Raw genomic sequence first — 16,030 nt, 5'->3', positions numbered from 1 at the left:
GATGCTTCATTGATTCATACGTTTCCGGATTACCGTCCCTTTGCCATCACTGCGGCGATCACCGGCTGGAGCCGGTCGCAAAGCGCTTGAATTGCGGCATTTTTCATCCGGTAGCTTACCCGGTTTGCAATCAACCGGCTTGTAATCTCAAAAATCTGCTCATGCTCCGCTAGTCCGTTTTCCCTTATCGTTCCGCCTGTTTCCACCATATCTACGATTCGATCGGCAAGTCCGATCAAAGGGGCCAGCTCAATGGAGCCGTTCAGCTTGATCACTTCCACCTGCTGTCCTCTCTCGCGGAAATACTGGGAAGCCACGTTCGGGTATTTCGTCGCAACCCGCGGGTTCAGCACCGGCTCCCAATCCGGCAAACCGATCACGGACATGCGGCAGCGCGCGATGCCGAGATCGAGCAGCTCGTAGACATCCCGATTCTCTTCCATCAGCACATCCTTACCGACCACGCCGATATCCGCTACGCCATACTCCACGTACGTGGGCACATCGACCGGCTTCGCCATGATGAACTCCATCCGCGCTTCCGGTACCGCAATAATCAGCTTACGGGAATCATCTGCCTCCTCGGGAATCGACAAGCCCGCTTCACGGAGCAGCTTGGAGGCCTGCTTATAGATACGCCCTTTGGGCATTGCCACTTTCAATAGTTCCTGCATGCTTTCGCCGCTCCTTTACCTCACAAACTCGATGACATCTTGATAGACCGTCCCCAACACGCAGAAGGTTCCGTCATCCTGCGGCTCTTTATCTTGCAATGCGCCTTCCTGCCCCAGCAGTCTTGTCTCTACCATCCATCCTTCGCGCGCGCGAAGGGCCGAGGCTTCTCTAAGCGCCTCCTCACGACGCTCTGCCGTATATGCGACAAGCACCCGCCGGGCCGTTACATCCGCCGATCTCTTACCGACCACCTCTAAGATGCGGTTCGTCTTGAGCGCAAAACCGGTGGCTGGCGCCGGGCGCCCAAACTGTGACAGAAGATTATCGTAACGCCCTCCGCTGCAAACGGGAAAACCAAGGTCCGCGGCATACCCTTCGAACGTCATGCCTGTATAATAGGAAAAATCTCCGATCATCGTCAAATCGATTAACACATGCTCGCTCACATCATACGCCTTCAGCACATCCCAGATTTCACACAAATGAGCAATCGCCTGCTCGGCTACGGGATCCTGTGTCACTTGTTGCGCCAAACGACAAATTTCCTGCCCTCCTCGCAGACGAAGAATCCCTTCCAGCTCCTTCTCCACATCCGCCGGAAGCTCAAGCGCTTTAATCGTCTCGCGGTAACCCACATAGTCACGGTTTAAGAGACACGCCTTCAGTGCGGCCTGCGCATCCGGACGACCCTCCAGCATCTCTTGAAACAACCCGTTCAAGAAACCGACATGGCCCAGAGCAATCTTGAATTCCTTCACGCCTGCAGCTTGCAAGCACGCAATCGCTAGCGCAATCATTTCCGCATCCGATTCGCTGGAATCGTCGCCGACCAGCTCCACGCCCGTTTGAAAAAACTCCGCATCCCGTCCCGCTTCCGCCTCAATGGCGCGGAACACATTCGCATGATAAGACAAGCGCAATGGAAACGAGTGCTCCCTCAGCAGCGAGGATACCACCCTGGCTATCGGCGCGGTCATATCGGAGCGCATGACCAGCGTCGTGCCGTTGCGGTCGAGCAGCTTGAACAGCTTCTTATCTTCAGTGGAGCTCGCGACTCCGACCGTATCGTAATACTCCAAGGTAGGAGTTATGATTTCTCTGTATCCCCAGCGCTCCATGCACTGCAGCACCTTGAATTCGATGCTGCGCAGCGTCGCTGCCGCCTCGGGGAGATAGTCCTTCACGCCTGTCGGCTTTTCAAACACCTTCGGTTTGGACACCCGTCTTCACCCTACTATTCATAAAATTAGTTTTGTCGTTCAATCCATAATTGCTTTAGTTCGATAATGTGCTACCATACTACCAAGATAAAGAATGTATTCGTTAGTTTACCATGGAACCCTCGGTTCGTCAATAATCGAGATGGGTTCAACCCTATACAATGAAGGGAGCCGGCGGCTGGCCAGCTCCCAAAGTAATGTAGCTAATATATAGACGATCGATTGAGGGGTCATCTTCCAAAACCGACTTGTTCCCTTGCGATGCCGTTAAAGCCTAAGCGCTAAGCCCTACCCCTCCCGCACATCCTCGCGAATTACCTGCAGCGGATTGCCCGCAACAAAGCTGTACGGCGCCACATCCTTGTGGACGACCGAGCCCGCTCCAATGATGGCATGGTCCCCTATGGTCACCCCCGGCAAAATGGTGGTGTTCGCGCCGATCATCACATGGGAACCGATACGCACCTCTCCAAGCCGGTACTCTTTGATCAAATACTCGTGCGTCAGGATGGTAGAGTTATAGCCGATGATCGTGTTATCCCCGACCTCAATCTTTTCGGGAAAAAACACATCCACCATCACCATCAGCGCAAAGGAAGCCTGCTCCCCCACTTTCATTCCCAATACCCGCCGGTAAATCCAGCGCTTCAAAGGCAAGGAAGGAGCATATCTGGAGATTTGGATGAATATAAAATTGCGAACAGCCTTCCATCGGCTGATGGTGCTGTACATTTGCCACAGCGAGTTTGGTCCTTCCACCGGATACTTGTCCGTTTGTCTCAATGATTACTTCCCCTCGACGCCGGCAATCGGCAAAATTTCACGAATATCGTCAATGATATGCGTAGGCTCATACCGCTTTAAATATTCCCGACCCTTCAAAGACCAAGACACGGCAACAGATTGAACTCCTGCGTTGTGCGCCGCCTCGATATCATAATGACTGTCTCCGACCATTATCGCCGTGGAGGCATCTCCTCTCAGCTCACGCAACGCCCTCCGAATCCCTTCCGGATCGGGCTTTGGCTTCTCGACATCCTCTACCGTTACGATCGTACCAAAATAATCGTACATGCCAGTCAGCCTCAAACCCATCTCCGTTGTTCTGCGGATTTTACTGGTGACTACGCCGAGCTTCACCCCTGCAGCATGCAGCAGTGCTAACGTTTCATACACATAGGGGAATTCCGTAACCAGCTCATCATGACGCCCAATATTAAATTCCCGGTACTTCGCCACCAAATCTTCAACCTGTTCCCGACCGGAGAAATAAACCATCTGCTCGATTAAAGGCCGCCCCATATTCGGAACAATATGCTCCCTGGTCAGTGGTTCATCCCCCATACCTTCAAACGTGTGTAAAAAGGATTGAATGATCAGCTCGTTCGTATCGAGAATCGTTCCATCCAAATCAAACAGTATGGTTCGAATCATTCTTCTGCTCCTTTGTCTTGCTGTCTTGACCGTGATCACCGGCCGCTTTCGCAGCTCCGCCGGCTTTCGTCGCTTCGTTATCGGTCGAAACCCCGGAACGATCCGGGTCTTCCCCGATCCGGTAAATTGGATCCGAGTAACGCACTGCGGCAGCACCGCTCCGGCGGCGCGCCACGATCAGCGCAATCGCCGCGAAAATGATCAGCACCGCGAGCAGCTGAGATATGCGCACGTTGCCGCCATAGGTCATGAAGCCGTGCTCGAAACCTAGTGCATTCATCGGCGACCATAGTCCGTTCATCAAACCCGCCAGCCATGCCGGTCCCGTGAAATCAAGGCTGTCCGTCCGAAGTCCCTCGATGAAGAAACGTCCGATCGAATACCAGATGAAATAGCTTAAAAAGATTTCTCCCGCCCGTACAAACTTTTGTCTACGCAGAACAAACAACAAGAGAAGCCCGACAATATTCCATACCGATTCATATAGAAAGGTTGGATGGTAGTACTGCCCTCCGATGTGCATTTGACTCACGATCCAATTCGGCAGATGCAGGTTGTCCCTAAGGAAAGCCTCCGTAACCGGTCCGCCATGCGCTTCCTGGTTTATGAAGTTGCCCCATCTGCCAATCGCTTGGCCCACGATCAAACCCGGAGCGCAAATGTCCGCAATCCGCCAGAACGAATAGCCTTTACGCCGAACATAAAAGACCGCTGCCACAATTGCCCCGATCAGAGCGCCGTATATGGCAATACCGCCCTCCCATATTTTGAACACATCCCACAGATTGTCTTTATAATCATCCCATTGGAATGCTACATAATAAATCCTTGCACCAACGATCGCCGAGGGTACCCCGATCAGGACCAAGTCCATAAAAAAGTCGGGCGACATACCGAATCTCTTACCCTCTTGTATAGCAAGCAGCAGACCCATCAAAGCGGCCGTACCCAAAATAATGCCGTACCAATGAACGCTCAGCGGACCGATGGAGAACGCAACCGGATTAATCGCAAGAAACATGCTTAGACTCCCTTCCCTTTGCCTTCATAAAATGATGAGCCGTAATTTTTCTATTCCATATCGTCCATGTCTTCGGCAAGCGATTCCGTCAGCTTATTGGTAAACTGGAGCGCAGCGTTGTATCCCATTCGCTTCAATCTGTAGTTCATAGCCGCCACTTCGATGATCACCGCCAGGTTACGACCAGGCCGTACAGGGATCGTGACCAGCGGAATGTCGGTATCGATGATACGCGTCGTTTCCTCATCCAGTCCTAGTCGATCGTACTGCTTATCTTGCTGCCAGTTTTCCAGCTTGCATACCACCGAGATTTTCTTCGCCGTGCGTACCGCACCTGCACCAAACAGCGTCATTACATTGATAATCCCGATACCTCGGATCTCGAGCAGATGCCGAATCAGCTCAGGCGCATTGCCGATCAGTTGGTTGTCTGCGGTTTGCCGGATCTCCACCGCATCATCAGCTATAAGCCGATGGCTGCGCTTGACCAGTTCGAGCGCCGTCTCACTCTTCCCGATGCCGCTTGAGCCTGAGATCAGCATACCGATCCCATATACATCAACCAATACCCCGTGTATCGTTGTCGAGGGAGCAAGCCGATTTTCCAAAAATCCCGTCAGTCTGCTGGCCAGGATCGTCGTTGCCATATTCGTCCGCATCACGGTGATTTGATGTTCATTCGCCGCTGCGAGCAACTCGATGGGCGTTTCCATCCCGCGACTGATAATGATGCATGGCGTTTCTACCGGGGAACAAAGCCTCTGCATTCGGTCCATGCGTTCATCGGCAGACAAGCCATCAAAGAAAGTGAGCTCCGTCTTCCCCAAAATCTGGACGCGATCGTGCGGGTGAAATTCATAATAGCCGGCCATTTCCAAGCCCGGTCGGTATAAATCTGAGGTTGCAATCGGTCGCTTGAGTCCTTCTTCACCACAAATGATTTCCAAATGGAACTCTCTCACCAAATCGGATACTTTCACTTTTTTCGGCATCGTGCTCTTTCTCCTTTTTATCCCAATATTCTCATCCTAACGAAATCCGGCACATAAATCAACCGGAAGAAGATACCCTTAGGATAACGCAAAATCCAAAAAGGCCAACCCCTCAGGGCTAGCCTTTGAAAACTCGTAGAAATTAAGAGTGGAGCATGATGGAAAGCGTTGTTTCTTTATCGAAGAAATGAACTTTGTTCATATCAATAGCCAATTTCACGTTGGTACCTTCTTTCACGCCTGCGCGTCCGTCAACACGAGCTACTACGCTTTGCGTACCGATCCCGTTCAAGTACAGGAACATTTCGTGACCCAGGTTCTCAGCAACCTCGATATGAGCGTTGACGATCGTGTTCGGAGAAGCTTCCATAAAGATGGCTTCTTCGTGGAAATCTTCCGGACGAACGCCCATCACAACTTCCTTGCCTACATAACCTTTTTCACGCAAGACTTTTGCTTTGCCTTCTGGCAATTCTACGTCCACGCCAGGAGCTTTGAAGTACAAGCTTCCGCCTTGATCCGCAAATCCGCCGGTAACGAAGTTCATGGACGGGGAACCGATAAAGCCCGCTACAAACATGTTCACAGGGTGGTTGTAGATTTCTTCAGGAGTAGCCGCTTGTTGAATGATGCCTTTATCCATAACGACGATCCGGTCGCCCATGGTCATCGCTTCCGTCTGGTCATGCGTTACGTAAATAACGGTAGTCTCAAGACGTTTGTGCAGTTTGCTGATTTCCGCACGCATCTGTACGCGCAATTTGGCGTCAAGGTTGGAAAGCGGTTCGTCCATCAGGAACACTTGCGGTTCACGGACGATCGCACGACCCAAGGCTACACGCTGGCGCTGACCGCCGGAGAGCGCCTTCGGCTTACGATCCAGCAAATGCTCGATGTCGAGAATTTTCGCCGCTTCGCGTACACGAGCTTCGATGTCGGCTTTCTTGAACTTACGAAGCTTCAAACCGAAAGCCATGTTTTGATACACGTTCATGTGAGGATACAACGCGTAGGATTGGAAAACCATCGCGATGTCGCGATCTTTCGGTGCTACGTCATTCACCAAACGGTCGCCGATATACAGTTCGCCTTCAGAAATTTCTTCCAGACCGGCGATCATACGAAGTGTAGTAGACTTACCGCAACCGGAAGCGCCTACGAGGACCAGGAATTCTTTGTCTTTAACATCAAGATGAAAGTCCTTTACCGTTGCTTCTTCAGCACCCGGATATCTTTTGACGACGTGGTTTAAGCGTACACCTGCCATGATTAATTCCCCCTACGAGATAGTATCGTGATATGGTTAAATCATACCCTACCTCACCATCAGATGACTATGCACAATCTTCACAAAAAAATCACTTTCTTTTCGTTACTTTGTACAATAGCATGGCAATCTTGACCAATACCGCATGGTTGAACGTCCGAACGTCCCATCCGGTCTCCTGCTTGAACTTATCCAGACGGTACAAAAGCGTATTCCGGTGAATATACAGCTTTTTGGCCGTTTCGCTAACGTTGCAGTCGAGCTGAAAAAAATGCTCCAACGTGGTGATTGTCTCCGGGTCGAACGCCACGTCCAAACGCTTCAGCGCGCGATCCAAAAAACTGGCCTTTTCCGCTTCGGGGATCAGATGCACCAACTTTTCCAGCTGAAGCTCCCAGGGCAAATGCGTATTACTGCCGACCTGATACGTTCGTCCCAGCATCATCGTCTCCCTCAGCTGCAAAATGGCAGAGTAGAGCGATTTGGAAGGGAGGATCGGATAATGGACAGCCAGGTGACACTCGCCGACCCATTCATTCTCCAGCATTTCATGTAAGCCGTAGCTTGCTGCCGCGAGCAGATCATCCTGCGATTCTTCATGAGGATCGCGTTCCCCTTTGTCATCTATGGATAGTATTTTTTCCGGGGCCAGCATGAGCCATTCTTTGTCCGTCAAGGGAACCAAAGTAATTTCCGCATCAAAAAACGATTCCAGCAGCTTTTTCAGCTCATGATACTGCACGCGGCGGGACGTCGTATAATCGCCGTACAGCAGCAGCGGAATTTTGGTAGAATACAGCGACAACTGCGATATGAGCGTATCCGGCATCTCGGCTTGGACAAATCCGAGCTCCTGCTGCTCTCGAAACCATTCGCGCACAAGCCCCGCCTTGCGCTCCAATTCGCTTACGGAAGCCGGGCTCTTTTTGTCCTGCGCCTTCCGCGTGTCCATCATCAGCTCCATAAGCCGGCGTTCTACCGGAGTAACCGCTTCCTCCTGCACGGAGAGCAGCCGGGCATCCGGCCCTTCCTTCTGTACGAGAAAAAACACTTCCCCAGCCTTGGTCAAGCTGCCCGATCCGTTCTCCCGCGCATCGCGCCGCCAGTCTTCCCATGACCATTTGACTGCTTTTACCGGGACATTCAACGTTTTCTCGAGCTGTTCCCTTAACAGTTCCCAATCCATCTCCTGGCTCCCAACCCTTATTATCTAATATATGAAGATGTTCTCGCTTTTCTTGTCTATATTGTAGCACAACTGCCCTGCCGCCTAAACCAAAAGGAAGCGGTAGCCTCGCTTAATACCTCATCAAATCAGGATAAATTATTGGAATGTGGCAATAATTTAAAGTGTTTACAACAAGCTTCATCTTAGAGCATTCCGAGGGGGACAAGATCATTTATAGCTTACATTACGGCAGGGGGACAGTCTCTTTCGAAATCCCCTCAACCTATTCTTTTGAAACGATTACTTATGTGCAGGAGCGTTCCGACATGGATGACCGCTCCTTACACCGGATTCGGGAAGCAATGGCAGCACCGATCGGTTCACCCAGGCTCCGGGAGTTGGCTGCCGGACATAGTCAGGCGGTCATTCTGGTCAGTGACGGTACAAGGCTCTGCCCAACCCCTCTTCTGCTGGAACCGCTGCTTGAGGAGCTCGGGGCTGCCGGAATTCAAGACGACGGGATCGATATCATCGTAGCGCTTGGGGTACACCGAAAGCATACTGACGAGGAACTGCGAGGGCTCGTCGGGGAGACCGTGTATCAGCGTATACGGGTGCATAATCATTCCGCAGCGCCTGAGGATTGCGTACGTGTCGGAATGACCTCTCTCGGCACGCCGGTGGAGATCAACAGGCGGGTCGTGGAGGCGCCGCTGCGCATCGCTACGGGCAACATCGAGCCGCATGCCTTGGTCGGCATCTCCGGGGGAGTAAAGGCCCTGATTCCCGGCGTCGCCTCCCAACCCTGTATTGAGAGCAATCACAGTTTATCGCTGCAGCACCGCGCTGCTGCAGGAGATCCGGATAATCCGATCCATCGTGATCTGGAGGAGGCGCATACCTTCGCCCCGATTCATTTTCTTCTGAACGTGATCGTCGATATGGACAAACATGTGCTGGATGCGGTAGCAGGGCAATTGACGATGGCCCATCGGGCCGGAGTATCCCTCGCGGCGTCCCGTTTTGTGATTCCCGTACGCAAGCAATACGATCTCTCTATTGTTGCTCCCGGCGGGGACCCGAAGGACCGGCAGCTCTATCAAGCATTAAAAGCGCTGCGCAACGCCGCAGCATTCACCAAACCGGGAGGTTCCATCGTGATGGCAGCGGAGCTTTCCGAGGGGCTCGGCAACGGCGTGTTCCAGTACTGGGTGGAAACGATGACGGACCGGCAGCGGATGACGGCCAAACTGAAGGAGCACTTTGTGCTCGGCGCCCACAAAGTACTCCACGTGGACGAGGTTCTCAGCCGTTATCCCGTTTATTTGCATTCCTCCCTTCCACGTCATATGACGGAGCTTCTGGGCTTCCGACCGGCAGACAATCTAGAAGCGACGCTGAAAGAGCTGTTGAAGGAACCCGGGCTTGAATTGGCTATCATGCCTTTTGGTTCCTTAACCTATCCCGGACAGACCGATGCCCATTCCTAATATTACATGGAGGAGATCCCTATGAATTGGACCGGCTGGTCCTTGGAGCGCGTTGTATTTTTATTTGTTGGCATTGCTTTTTTGGCCGTTTGGGTACAGGTCACTCTCTCGCATTACCGCCAGAACTTCCACCACAAATCAATGTGGTCGCCTGTCATCTCATCGCCAATCTACAGCTTGGCAGCCATTTGGATCGCGGTCTCCCGGCCGGATTGGCTGCTTTCTTTGTTCGTCTTCCTGATGTGGCTCGGCGTGATGACCGGAGCGGTCGGATTCTACTATCACTTCCACGGCGTAGGCGTGCGTGTCGGCGGCTATAGTATGCGGAATTTCCTGGTTGGCCCGCCCATCATGATGCCTATCATGTATATGGCGATCAGCGTGCTCGGCCTGATCGCTTACTATTGGAGGTGAGATTGCCTATGAAACGTTTAACCCGCTATCCCTCTTACAATGTGATGAACGAGCAGCATGAATGGGATGAGCATACACGAAAAATTCTAAACTCCCGGCTGCAAACCTCCGGGAACCATAGCTTCCTTACGGTCGTGGAAGCAGAAATGCTGCGATCGTGGTGCTCTCTGTTAGTGGATGACCATCGTCCGGAGATCATCCAGTTCGTGCTCGACCACATCGATCAGTCGCTTTCATCGGGAGAGGAAAGCCAGCGCAAGCCCGGAATTCCGCCTGCTCAAGTGCTGGTTCGCAAGGGACTTGAAGCGTTGGAAAAGGCATGCCAATCCATACATACGGAGCTTTTCTTTCATCTGGAGGAGGAGCAGCAAAAACAGCTCATGGAAGAGGTCAGTCAAGGCGAGGCCGTTCCTCTCGAGGTATGGAGGCACGTCCCCCAGCAGGTTTTCTTCCAGAAGCTTCTGACCATGAGCATAGAGGCGTATTATTCCCATCCGGAAGTATGGTCGGAGATCGGATTCGGCGGACCGGCTTATCCGCGCGGTTACGCGCGTATGGAGCAGCTCGATCCTTGGGAAGCGAAGGAGGAGCAGAGAAAAGCATGAAGCGTAAATACGAGGGCGAGACGGTGGACGTCGTCATTGTGGGTGCCGGTGCGGCGGGAGGCGTTCTGGCCAAGGAACTCAGCGAAGCCGGGATGCGGGTCGTGGTGCTGGAAGCGGGCCCATGGCGCGACCCGCAGCACGACTTTGCTAGCGATGAGCTGGCCATGCAGCAGCTCGGCTGGCAGGACACGCGCATCGTAGACGGCGCCGACCCACTCCAGATGGGACATAACAATTGCGGCAAGGGCGTAGGAGGAGGCACCGTGCATTTTACCGGCGTGTTCTTGCGTTTTCACGAGACCGATTTCAATGCCAAATCGCTTGACGGCGTAGGAGAGGATTGGCCAATCGGATATGCAGACCTTGCCCCCTACTACGATAAAGTCGAGAAAGAAATCGCCGTATCGGGTCCGAAGCATTATCCTTGGGGATCATTTCACGGCCCCTATCCATACCCGGAGCGGGATCCGATCAGTCTGAACGCCCAATTGTTCGCCAAGGGCTGCGAAAAGCTCGGTATCCGCTGGGTCGTCAGCCCGCTCGCCATTCTGTCCGCTCCCTTCGAGGACCGGCCGCCCTGCATCAACCGCGGCTTCTGCACGCAGGGCTGCATGCCGAACGCCAAATTCAGCACGTTGATCGTGCATATCCCTAAAGCGATTCAAGCCGGCGCGGAAGTTCTTCCCGACTGTATGGTCACGCAAGTGAATATGGGGAAGGACGGCAGGGCGACGGGGGTCACCTTCGTTCATAACGGCACGGCGTACGAGCAGCGGGCTAAACTGGTCATTATATCCGCCTATGCGGTGGAGACGCCAAGGCTTCTGCTGAATTCGGCGAATGCCCAGTTTCCCAACGGGCTTGCAAACCGCAGCGGCTGGGTGGGCAAGGCGTTCATGACGCACAGCAGCAACGATGTCTACGCGCGGTTCGATCACGATGTACGGCTGTATAAAGGAACCCCGGTGCTCGCGACTACGCAGGATTTCTATCACCTATCGGGGGAGGTAGCTCGGGGCTATACGCTTCATGCCCATGGCGTCAGGCCGCTCAGCTTCGCCAAAGGAATCTCCAAATCCGATGGAAACCGCCCGGTCTGGGGGTCTAAGCTGCACGAGGCGATGCTCGATTACAACGCCTACGCTCGCATCACCATGGTCGGCGAGGTGCTTCCCAGCCCCGACAATACCGTCACACTGTGCGATGAGAAAGATTTGAACGGCATGCCGCGGGCCAAGGTTACTTTCAGCTACGGAGATAACGATAAGCTGCTCATCGATCACGCCGTAAGTACAATGAAGGGCATCCTACAGGCAGCCGGGGGCAAGCCGGAGTTCGTCGTGCCCGATACAGCCCATCTCATGGGAGGCTGCCGCATGGGATCGGACCCTGATAGCTCTGTCGTTAATTCCTACGGCCAGACTCACGACATTCCGAATCTGTTCGTCTGCGACGCCAGCATATTCGTGACCTCGGGGGCTGGCAATCCGACGAATACCGTCATGGCGTTGGCCTCCCGTACTGCGGACTATATTAAAAAAAGAGCATCCCGGATGGAATTATAGGCCCGTGACAAGACACAAGACCGCCACGGCACCTGGCCGAAGCGGTCTTGTTTAAATCAAGCTCCAAATCACGTATCCGCCTTGCCGCTTCCTCCGGTACTGCCCGGGGCTCCTGTCCTCCTGTTTTCGGAACAAGCGAAAAGTTTTGGGCTTATCGGGCAAAACTCTCGCCGCTTCGTGCATTTGAAGCGCTTCGAGCAGCCGACTATTTAACCTCAAGAGAGGATAATATCATGGCCCTGTGGCCGTTAAAAAACAAAAAAGAGACCCTGACAGGTCTCTTAACTATTCACCTAATGGTGAGCCATGTAGGACTCGAACCTACGACACCCTGATTAAAAGTCAGGTGCTCTACCAACTGAGCTAATGGCTCTTAAAATAAACTGGTGGAGGCTGATGGATTCGAACCACCGAACTCGGACGAGAACAGATTTACAGTCTGCTGCGTTTGGCCACTTCGCTAAGCCTCCGTATAATAAAGCAATGGTGGCTCGGGACGGAATCGAACCGCCGACACGAGGATTTTCAGTCCTCTGCTCTACCGACTGAGCTACCGAGCCTTATGTACTATAGCTTGTCTTATATTGATTATACCGTTTTTAAAATAATGGCGGAGCCGACGGGATTCGAACCCGCGGTCTCCTGCGTGACAGGCAGGCATGTTAGGCCTCTACACCACGGCTCCGCATTATTAAAACTGGTGCCGCCGAGAGGACTTGAACCCCCAACCTACTGATTACAAGTCAGTTGCTCTACCAGTTGAGCTACAGCGGCAAATTATGGTGGAGGCTGACGGGATCGAACCGCCGACCCTCTGCTTGTAAGGCAGATGCTCTCCCAGCTGAGCTAAGCCTCCATACATTCTTGTACAACATGTCGAATCATAACATAAAAATTGCATGAAAATCAATTAAAAATTTGGTAGCGGCAGAGGGGATCGAACCCCCGACCTTACGGGTATGAACCGTACGCTCTAGCCAGCTGAGCTACGCCGCCATATTATCAAACGGAGAGAGAGGGATTCGAACCCTCGCACCACTTACGCAGTCTAACCCCTTAGCAGAGGGTCCCCTTGAGCCACTTGGGTATCTCTCCAAGATTATACAAATCCAAAGCTTGCGCCCTGAAAACTGGATCGAAACAAAGCATGCTGAAGTTCATGTATTTGGATAAGCCCTCGACCGATTAGTATTCGTCAGCTCCACACGTTGCCGCGCTTCCACCCCGAACCTATCAACCTCGTCGTCTACAAGGGGTCTTACTAATTGGGAAATCTCATCTTGAGGGGGGCTTCACGCTTAGATGCTTTCAGCGCTTATCCCTTCCGTACTTAGCTATCCAGCCGTGCCTCTGGCGAGACAACTGGTACACCAGCGGTACGTCCATCCCGGTCCTCTCGTACTAAGGACAGCTCCTCTCAAATTTCCTACGCCCACGACAGATAGGGACCGAACTGTCTCACGACGTTCTGAACCCAGCTCGCGTACCGCTTTAATGGGCGAACAGCCCAACCCTTGGGACCTACTTCAGCCCCAGGATGCGATGAGCCGACATCGAGGTGCCAAACCTCCCCGTCGATGTGGACTCTTGGGGGAGATAAGCCTGTTATCCCCAGGGTAGCTTTTATCCGTTGAGCGATGGCCCTTCCATGCGGTACCACCGGATCACTAAGCCCGACTTTCGTCCCTGCTCGACCTGTTTGTCTCGCAGTCAAGCTCCCTTATGCCTTTGCACTCTTCGAATGATTTCCAACCATTCTGAGGGAACCTTAGGGCGCCTCCGTTACTCTTTAGGAGGCGACCGCCCCAGTCAAACTGCCCACCTGACACTGTCCCCATACCGGATCACGGTACCAGGTTAGAACTCCGATACGATCAGGGTGGTATCCCAACGTCGCCTCCACACAAGCTGGCGCTCATGCTTCTCAGGCTCCCACCTATCCTGTACAGATCGTACCAAAGTCCAATATCAAGCTGCAGTAAAGCTCCATGGGGTCTTTCCGTCTTGTCGCGGGTAACCTGCATCTTCACAGGTATTAAAATTTCACCGGATCTCTCGTCGAGACAGCGCCCAAGTCGTTACGCCATTCGTGCGGGTCAGAATTTACCTGACAAGGAATTTCGCTACCTTAGGACCGTTATAGTTACGGCCGCCGTTTACTGGGGCTTCGGTTCACAGCTTCGGATTGCTCCTAACCGCTCCCCTTAACCTTCCAGCACCGGGCAGGCGTCAGCCCGTATACTTCGCCTTGCGGCTTCGCACAGACCTGTGTTTTTGCTAAACAGTCGCTTGGGCCTTTTCACTGCGGCCCCCTCGGGCTATTCACCCTACCGAGGCACCCCTTCTCCCGAAGTTACGGGGTCATTTTGCCGAGTTCCTTAACGAGAGTTCTTCCGCGCGCCTTAGCATGCTCTGCTCGCCTACCTGTGTCGGTTTGCGGTACGGGCACCTTCTCCCTGGCTAGAGGCTTTTCTTGGCAGCCTGAACTCATGACCTTCGGTACTGTAATTTTCCCTCCCCATCACAGCTTAGCCTTAATGATGTGCGGATTTGCCTACACATCAGCCTTACTGCTTGGACGAGCATCCATCAGCTCGCGTCACTATCCTTCTGCGTCACCCCATTGCTCATAACGGTTCACGGTGGTACAGGAATTTCAACCTGTTGTCCTTCGACTACGCCTTTCGGCCTCGCCTTAGGTCCCGACTAACCCTGAGTGGACGAACCTTCCTCAGGAACCCTTAGGCTTTCGGCGGATCAGATTCTCACTGATCTTTTCGTTACTCATACCGGCATTCTCACTTGTAACCAGTCCACCAGTCCTCACGATCTAGCTTCAACCCGATTACAACGCTCCCCTACCCCATGACGTCATAGACGTCTAGTCATAGCTTCGGTGGTGTGTTTAGCCCCGTTACATTTTCGGCGCAGAGTCACTCGACCAGTGAGCTATTACGCACTCTTTAAATGGTGGCTGCTTCTAAGCCAACATCCTGGTTGTCTGTGCAACTCCACATCCTTTCCCACTTAACACACACTTGGGGACCTTAGCTGATGATCTGGGCTGTTTCCCTCTTGACAATGGATCTTAGCACTCACTGTCTGACTCCCGGGATAACGTCTGTGGCATTCAGAGTTTGACTGGACTTGGTAACCCTTGGCGGGCCCCGCACCCAATCAGTGCTTTACCTCCACGACGCATCTCCCGAGGCTAGCCCTAAAGCTATTTCGGGGAGAACCAGCTATCTCCGAGTTCGATTGGAATTTCTCCGCTACCCCCACCTCATCCCCGAATTTTTCAACATTCGTGGGTTCGGGCCTCCAGTGCGTGTTACCGCACCTTCACCCTGGACAGGGGTAGATCACACGGTTTCGGGTCTACGTCCACGTACTCAAGCGCCCTATTCAGACTCGCTTTCGCTGCGGCTACGGCTTCTCACCTTAACCTCGCACGGGAACGTAACTCGCCGGTTCATTCTACAAAAGGCACGCCATCACCCATTAACGGGCTCTGACTTCTTGTAAGCACACGGTTTCAGGTTCTTTTTCACTCCGCTCCCGCGGTTCTTTTCACCTTTCCCTCACGGTACTGCTTCACTATCGGTCACCAGGGAGTATTTAGCCTTGGCAGATGGTCCTGCCGGATTCCCACGAGGTTTCACGTGTCTCGCGGTACTCGGGATCCGTCTAGGGTTTTCGCAGAATTTCAGCTACAGGGCTTTTACCTTCTTTGGCCGGCCTTTCCAGACCGCTTCACTTACTCTGCTCAACCCACATTGACGTCCCACAACCCCAGAAAGCAAGCTTCCTGGTTTGGGCTAATCCGCTTTCGCTCGCCGCTACTGACGGAATCACTTTTGTTTTCTTTTCCTGAGGGTACTTAGATGTTTCAGTTCCCCTCGTATGCCTCCAATGCAGCTATGTATTCACTGCATGGTACATGCGAATTACCACATGCGGGTTCCCCCATTCGGACATCCCCGGATCAAAGCCTGCTTACGGCTCCCCGAGGCATTTCGTCGTTCGCCACGTCCTTCTTCGGCTCCTGGTGCCTAGGCATCCTCCGTGTGCTCTTTATAGCTTAACCAATGCTTCGACATGAAGTCTTAGCGTAGTTATAGATCAAAGATCTAAGGATGATTCAGCATTGTTACTTTGTTTCGATATCCAGTTTTCAAG

General features: G+C 52.9%; 12 protein-coding genes, 8 tRNA genes and 1 rRNA gene. 4 read left to right on the top strand and 17 right to left on the bottom strand.

What is annotated here, in order from left to right:
• Positions 1–29 precede the first annotated feature (29 nt).
• From hisG to JOE45_RS17085, 8 genes are all read right to left on the bottom strand, one after another.
• Positions 30–674, bottom strand: a complete 645-nt coding sequence (gene hisG / locus JOE45_RS17120) for an ATP phosphoribosyltransferase (protein WP_210023165.1) — start codon at positions 672–674, stop codon at positions 30–32.
• Between the two features lie 15 nt (positions 675–689).
• Entirely contained in the window at positions 690–1,895 is a 1,206-nt protein-coding gene (locus JOE45_RS17115) for an ATP phosphoribosyltransferase regulatory subunit (protein WP_210023166.1), read from the bottom strand.
• Between the two features lie 288 nt (positions 1,896–2,183).
• Complete coding sequence (locus JOE45_RS17110; protein WP_210023167.1) at positions 2,184–2,678, bottom strand: acyltransferase; 495 nt, start codon at positions 2,676–2,678, stop codon at positions 2,184–2,186.
• Positions 2,679–2,681: 3 nt separating this feature from the next.
• The gene (ppaX, locus tag JOE45_RS17105) at positions 2,682–3,329 is read right to left on the bottom strand and encodes a pyrophosphatase PpaX (protein WP_210023168.1); all 648 of its coding nucleotides are present in this window, start codon (positions 3,327–3,329) and stop codon (positions 2,682–2,684) included.
• Complete coding sequence (lgt, locus tag JOE45_RS17100; protein ID WP_210023169.1) at positions 3,307–4,350, bottom strand: prolipoprotein diacylglyceryl transferase; 1,044 nt, start codon at positions 4,348–4,350, stop codon at positions 3,307–3,309. Before lgt ends, ppaX begins: the two co-directional genes overlap by 23 nt.
• A gap of 50 nt (positions 4,351–4,400) precedes the next feature.
• On the bottom strand, positions 4,401–5,342 hold the full coding sequence (hprK, locus tag JOE45_RS17095; RefSeq protein ID WP_210023170.1) for an HPr(Ser) kinase/phosphatase: 942 nt from the start codon (positions 5,340–5,342) through the stop codon (positions 4,401–4,403).
• A gap of 142 nt (positions 5,343–5,484) precedes the next feature.
• Positions 5,485–6,609, bottom strand: coding sequence for an ABC transporter ATP-binding protein (locus tag JOE45_RS17090; protein ID WP_210023171.1), 1,125 nt, complete (start codon positions 6,607–6,609; stop codon positions 5,485–5,487).
• A gap of 91 nt (positions 6,610–6,700) precedes the next feature.
• Positions 6,701–7,795 (bottom strand): PucR family transcriptional regulator, encoded by a 1,095-nt coding sequence (locus JOE45_RS17085; protein ID WP_210023172.1) that lies wholly within the window; start codon positions 7,793–7,795, stop codon positions 6,701–6,703.
• A 164-nt stretch (positions 7,796–7,959) separates the two neighbouring features.
• Here JOE45_RS17085 and JOE45_RS17080 point away from each other — a divergent pair, with 164 nt between their 5' ends.
• From JOE45_RS17080 to JOE45_RS17065, 4 genes are read left to right on the top strand one after another with little or no spacing between them, the layout of a single operon-like run.
• Positions 7,960–9,267 carry a nickel-dependent lactate racemase family protein gene (locus JOE45_RS17080; protein WP_348632552.1) on the top strand — a complete coding sequence of 436 codons (1,308 nt, stop codon included), beginning with the start codon at positions 7,960–7,962 and terminating at the stop codon, positions 9,265–9,267.
• A 21-nt stretch (positions 9,268–9,288) separates the two neighbouring features.
• Positions 9,289–9,681 (top strand): hypothetical protein, encoded by a 393-nt coding sequence (locus JOE45_RS17075; protein ID WP_210023173.1) that lies wholly within the window; start codon positions 9,289–9,291, stop codon positions 9,679–9,681.
• A gap of 8 nt (positions 9,682–9,689) precedes the next feature.
• On the top strand, positions 9,690–10,286 hold the full coding sequence (locus JOE45_RS17070; protein WP_210023174.1) for a gluconate 2-dehydrogenase subunit 3 family protein: 597 nt from the start codon (positions 9,690–9,692) through the stop codon (positions 10,284–10,286).
• Positions 10,283–11,851 (top strand): GMC family oxidoreductase, encoded by a 1,569-nt coding sequence (locus JOE45_RS17065; protein ID WP_210023175.1) that lies wholly within the window; start codon positions 10,283–10,285, stop codon positions 11,849–11,851. The genes JOE45_RS17070 and JOE45_RS17065 overlap by 4 nt, the downstream gene beginning before the upstream one ends.
• A gap of 297 nt (positions 11,852–12,148) precedes the next feature.
• Here the strand turns inward: JOE45_RS17065 and JOE45_RS17060 are convergent.
• From JOE45_RS17060 to JOE45_RS17020, 9 genes are all read right to left on the bottom strand, one after another.
• A tRNA-Lys gene (locus JOE45_RS17060) sits at positions 12,149–12,224 on the bottom strand.
• Between the two features lie 11 nt (positions 12,225–12,235).
• Positions 12,236–12,321, bottom strand: a tRNA-Tyr gene (locus tag JOE45_RS17055).
• 14 nt (positions 12,322–12,335) lie between these two features.
• Positions 12,336–12,411, bottom strand: a tRNA-Phe gene (locus JOE45_RS17050).
• A gap of 48 nt (positions 12,412–12,459) precedes the next feature.
• Positions 12,460–12,536, bottom strand: a tRNA-Asp gene (locus JOE45_RS17045).
• Between the two features lie 13 nt (positions 12,537–12,549).
• A tRNA-Thr gene (locus JOE45_RS17040) sits at positions 12,550–12,625 on the bottom strand.
• A 6-nt stretch (positions 12,626–12,631) separates the two neighbouring features.
• Positions 12,632–12,707: transfer RNA gene (locus tag JOE45_RS17035), tRNA-Val, on the bottom strand.
• A gap of 63 nt (positions 12,708–12,770) precedes the next feature.
• Positions 12,771–12,847, bottom strand: a tRNA-Met gene (locus JOE45_RS17030).
• A gap of 11 nt (positions 12,848–12,858) precedes the next feature.
• Positions 12,859–12,946 (bottom strand) — tRNA-Ser (locus JOE45_RS17025).
• A 70-nt stretch (positions 12,947–13,016) separates the two neighbouring features.
• A 23S ribosomal RNA gene (locus tag JOE45_RS17020) occupies positions 13,017–15,938 on the bottom strand.
• Between the last annotated feature and the right edge of the window lie 92 nt (positions 15,939–16,030).

The sequence above is a fragment of the Paenibacillus sp. PvR098 genome (genome assembly GCF_017833255.1).
Lineage (GTDB): Bacteria > Bacillota > Bacilli > Paenibacillales > NBRC-103111 > Paenibacillus_G.
This window is presented reverse-complemented; position numbering and strand designations above follow the sequence as displayed.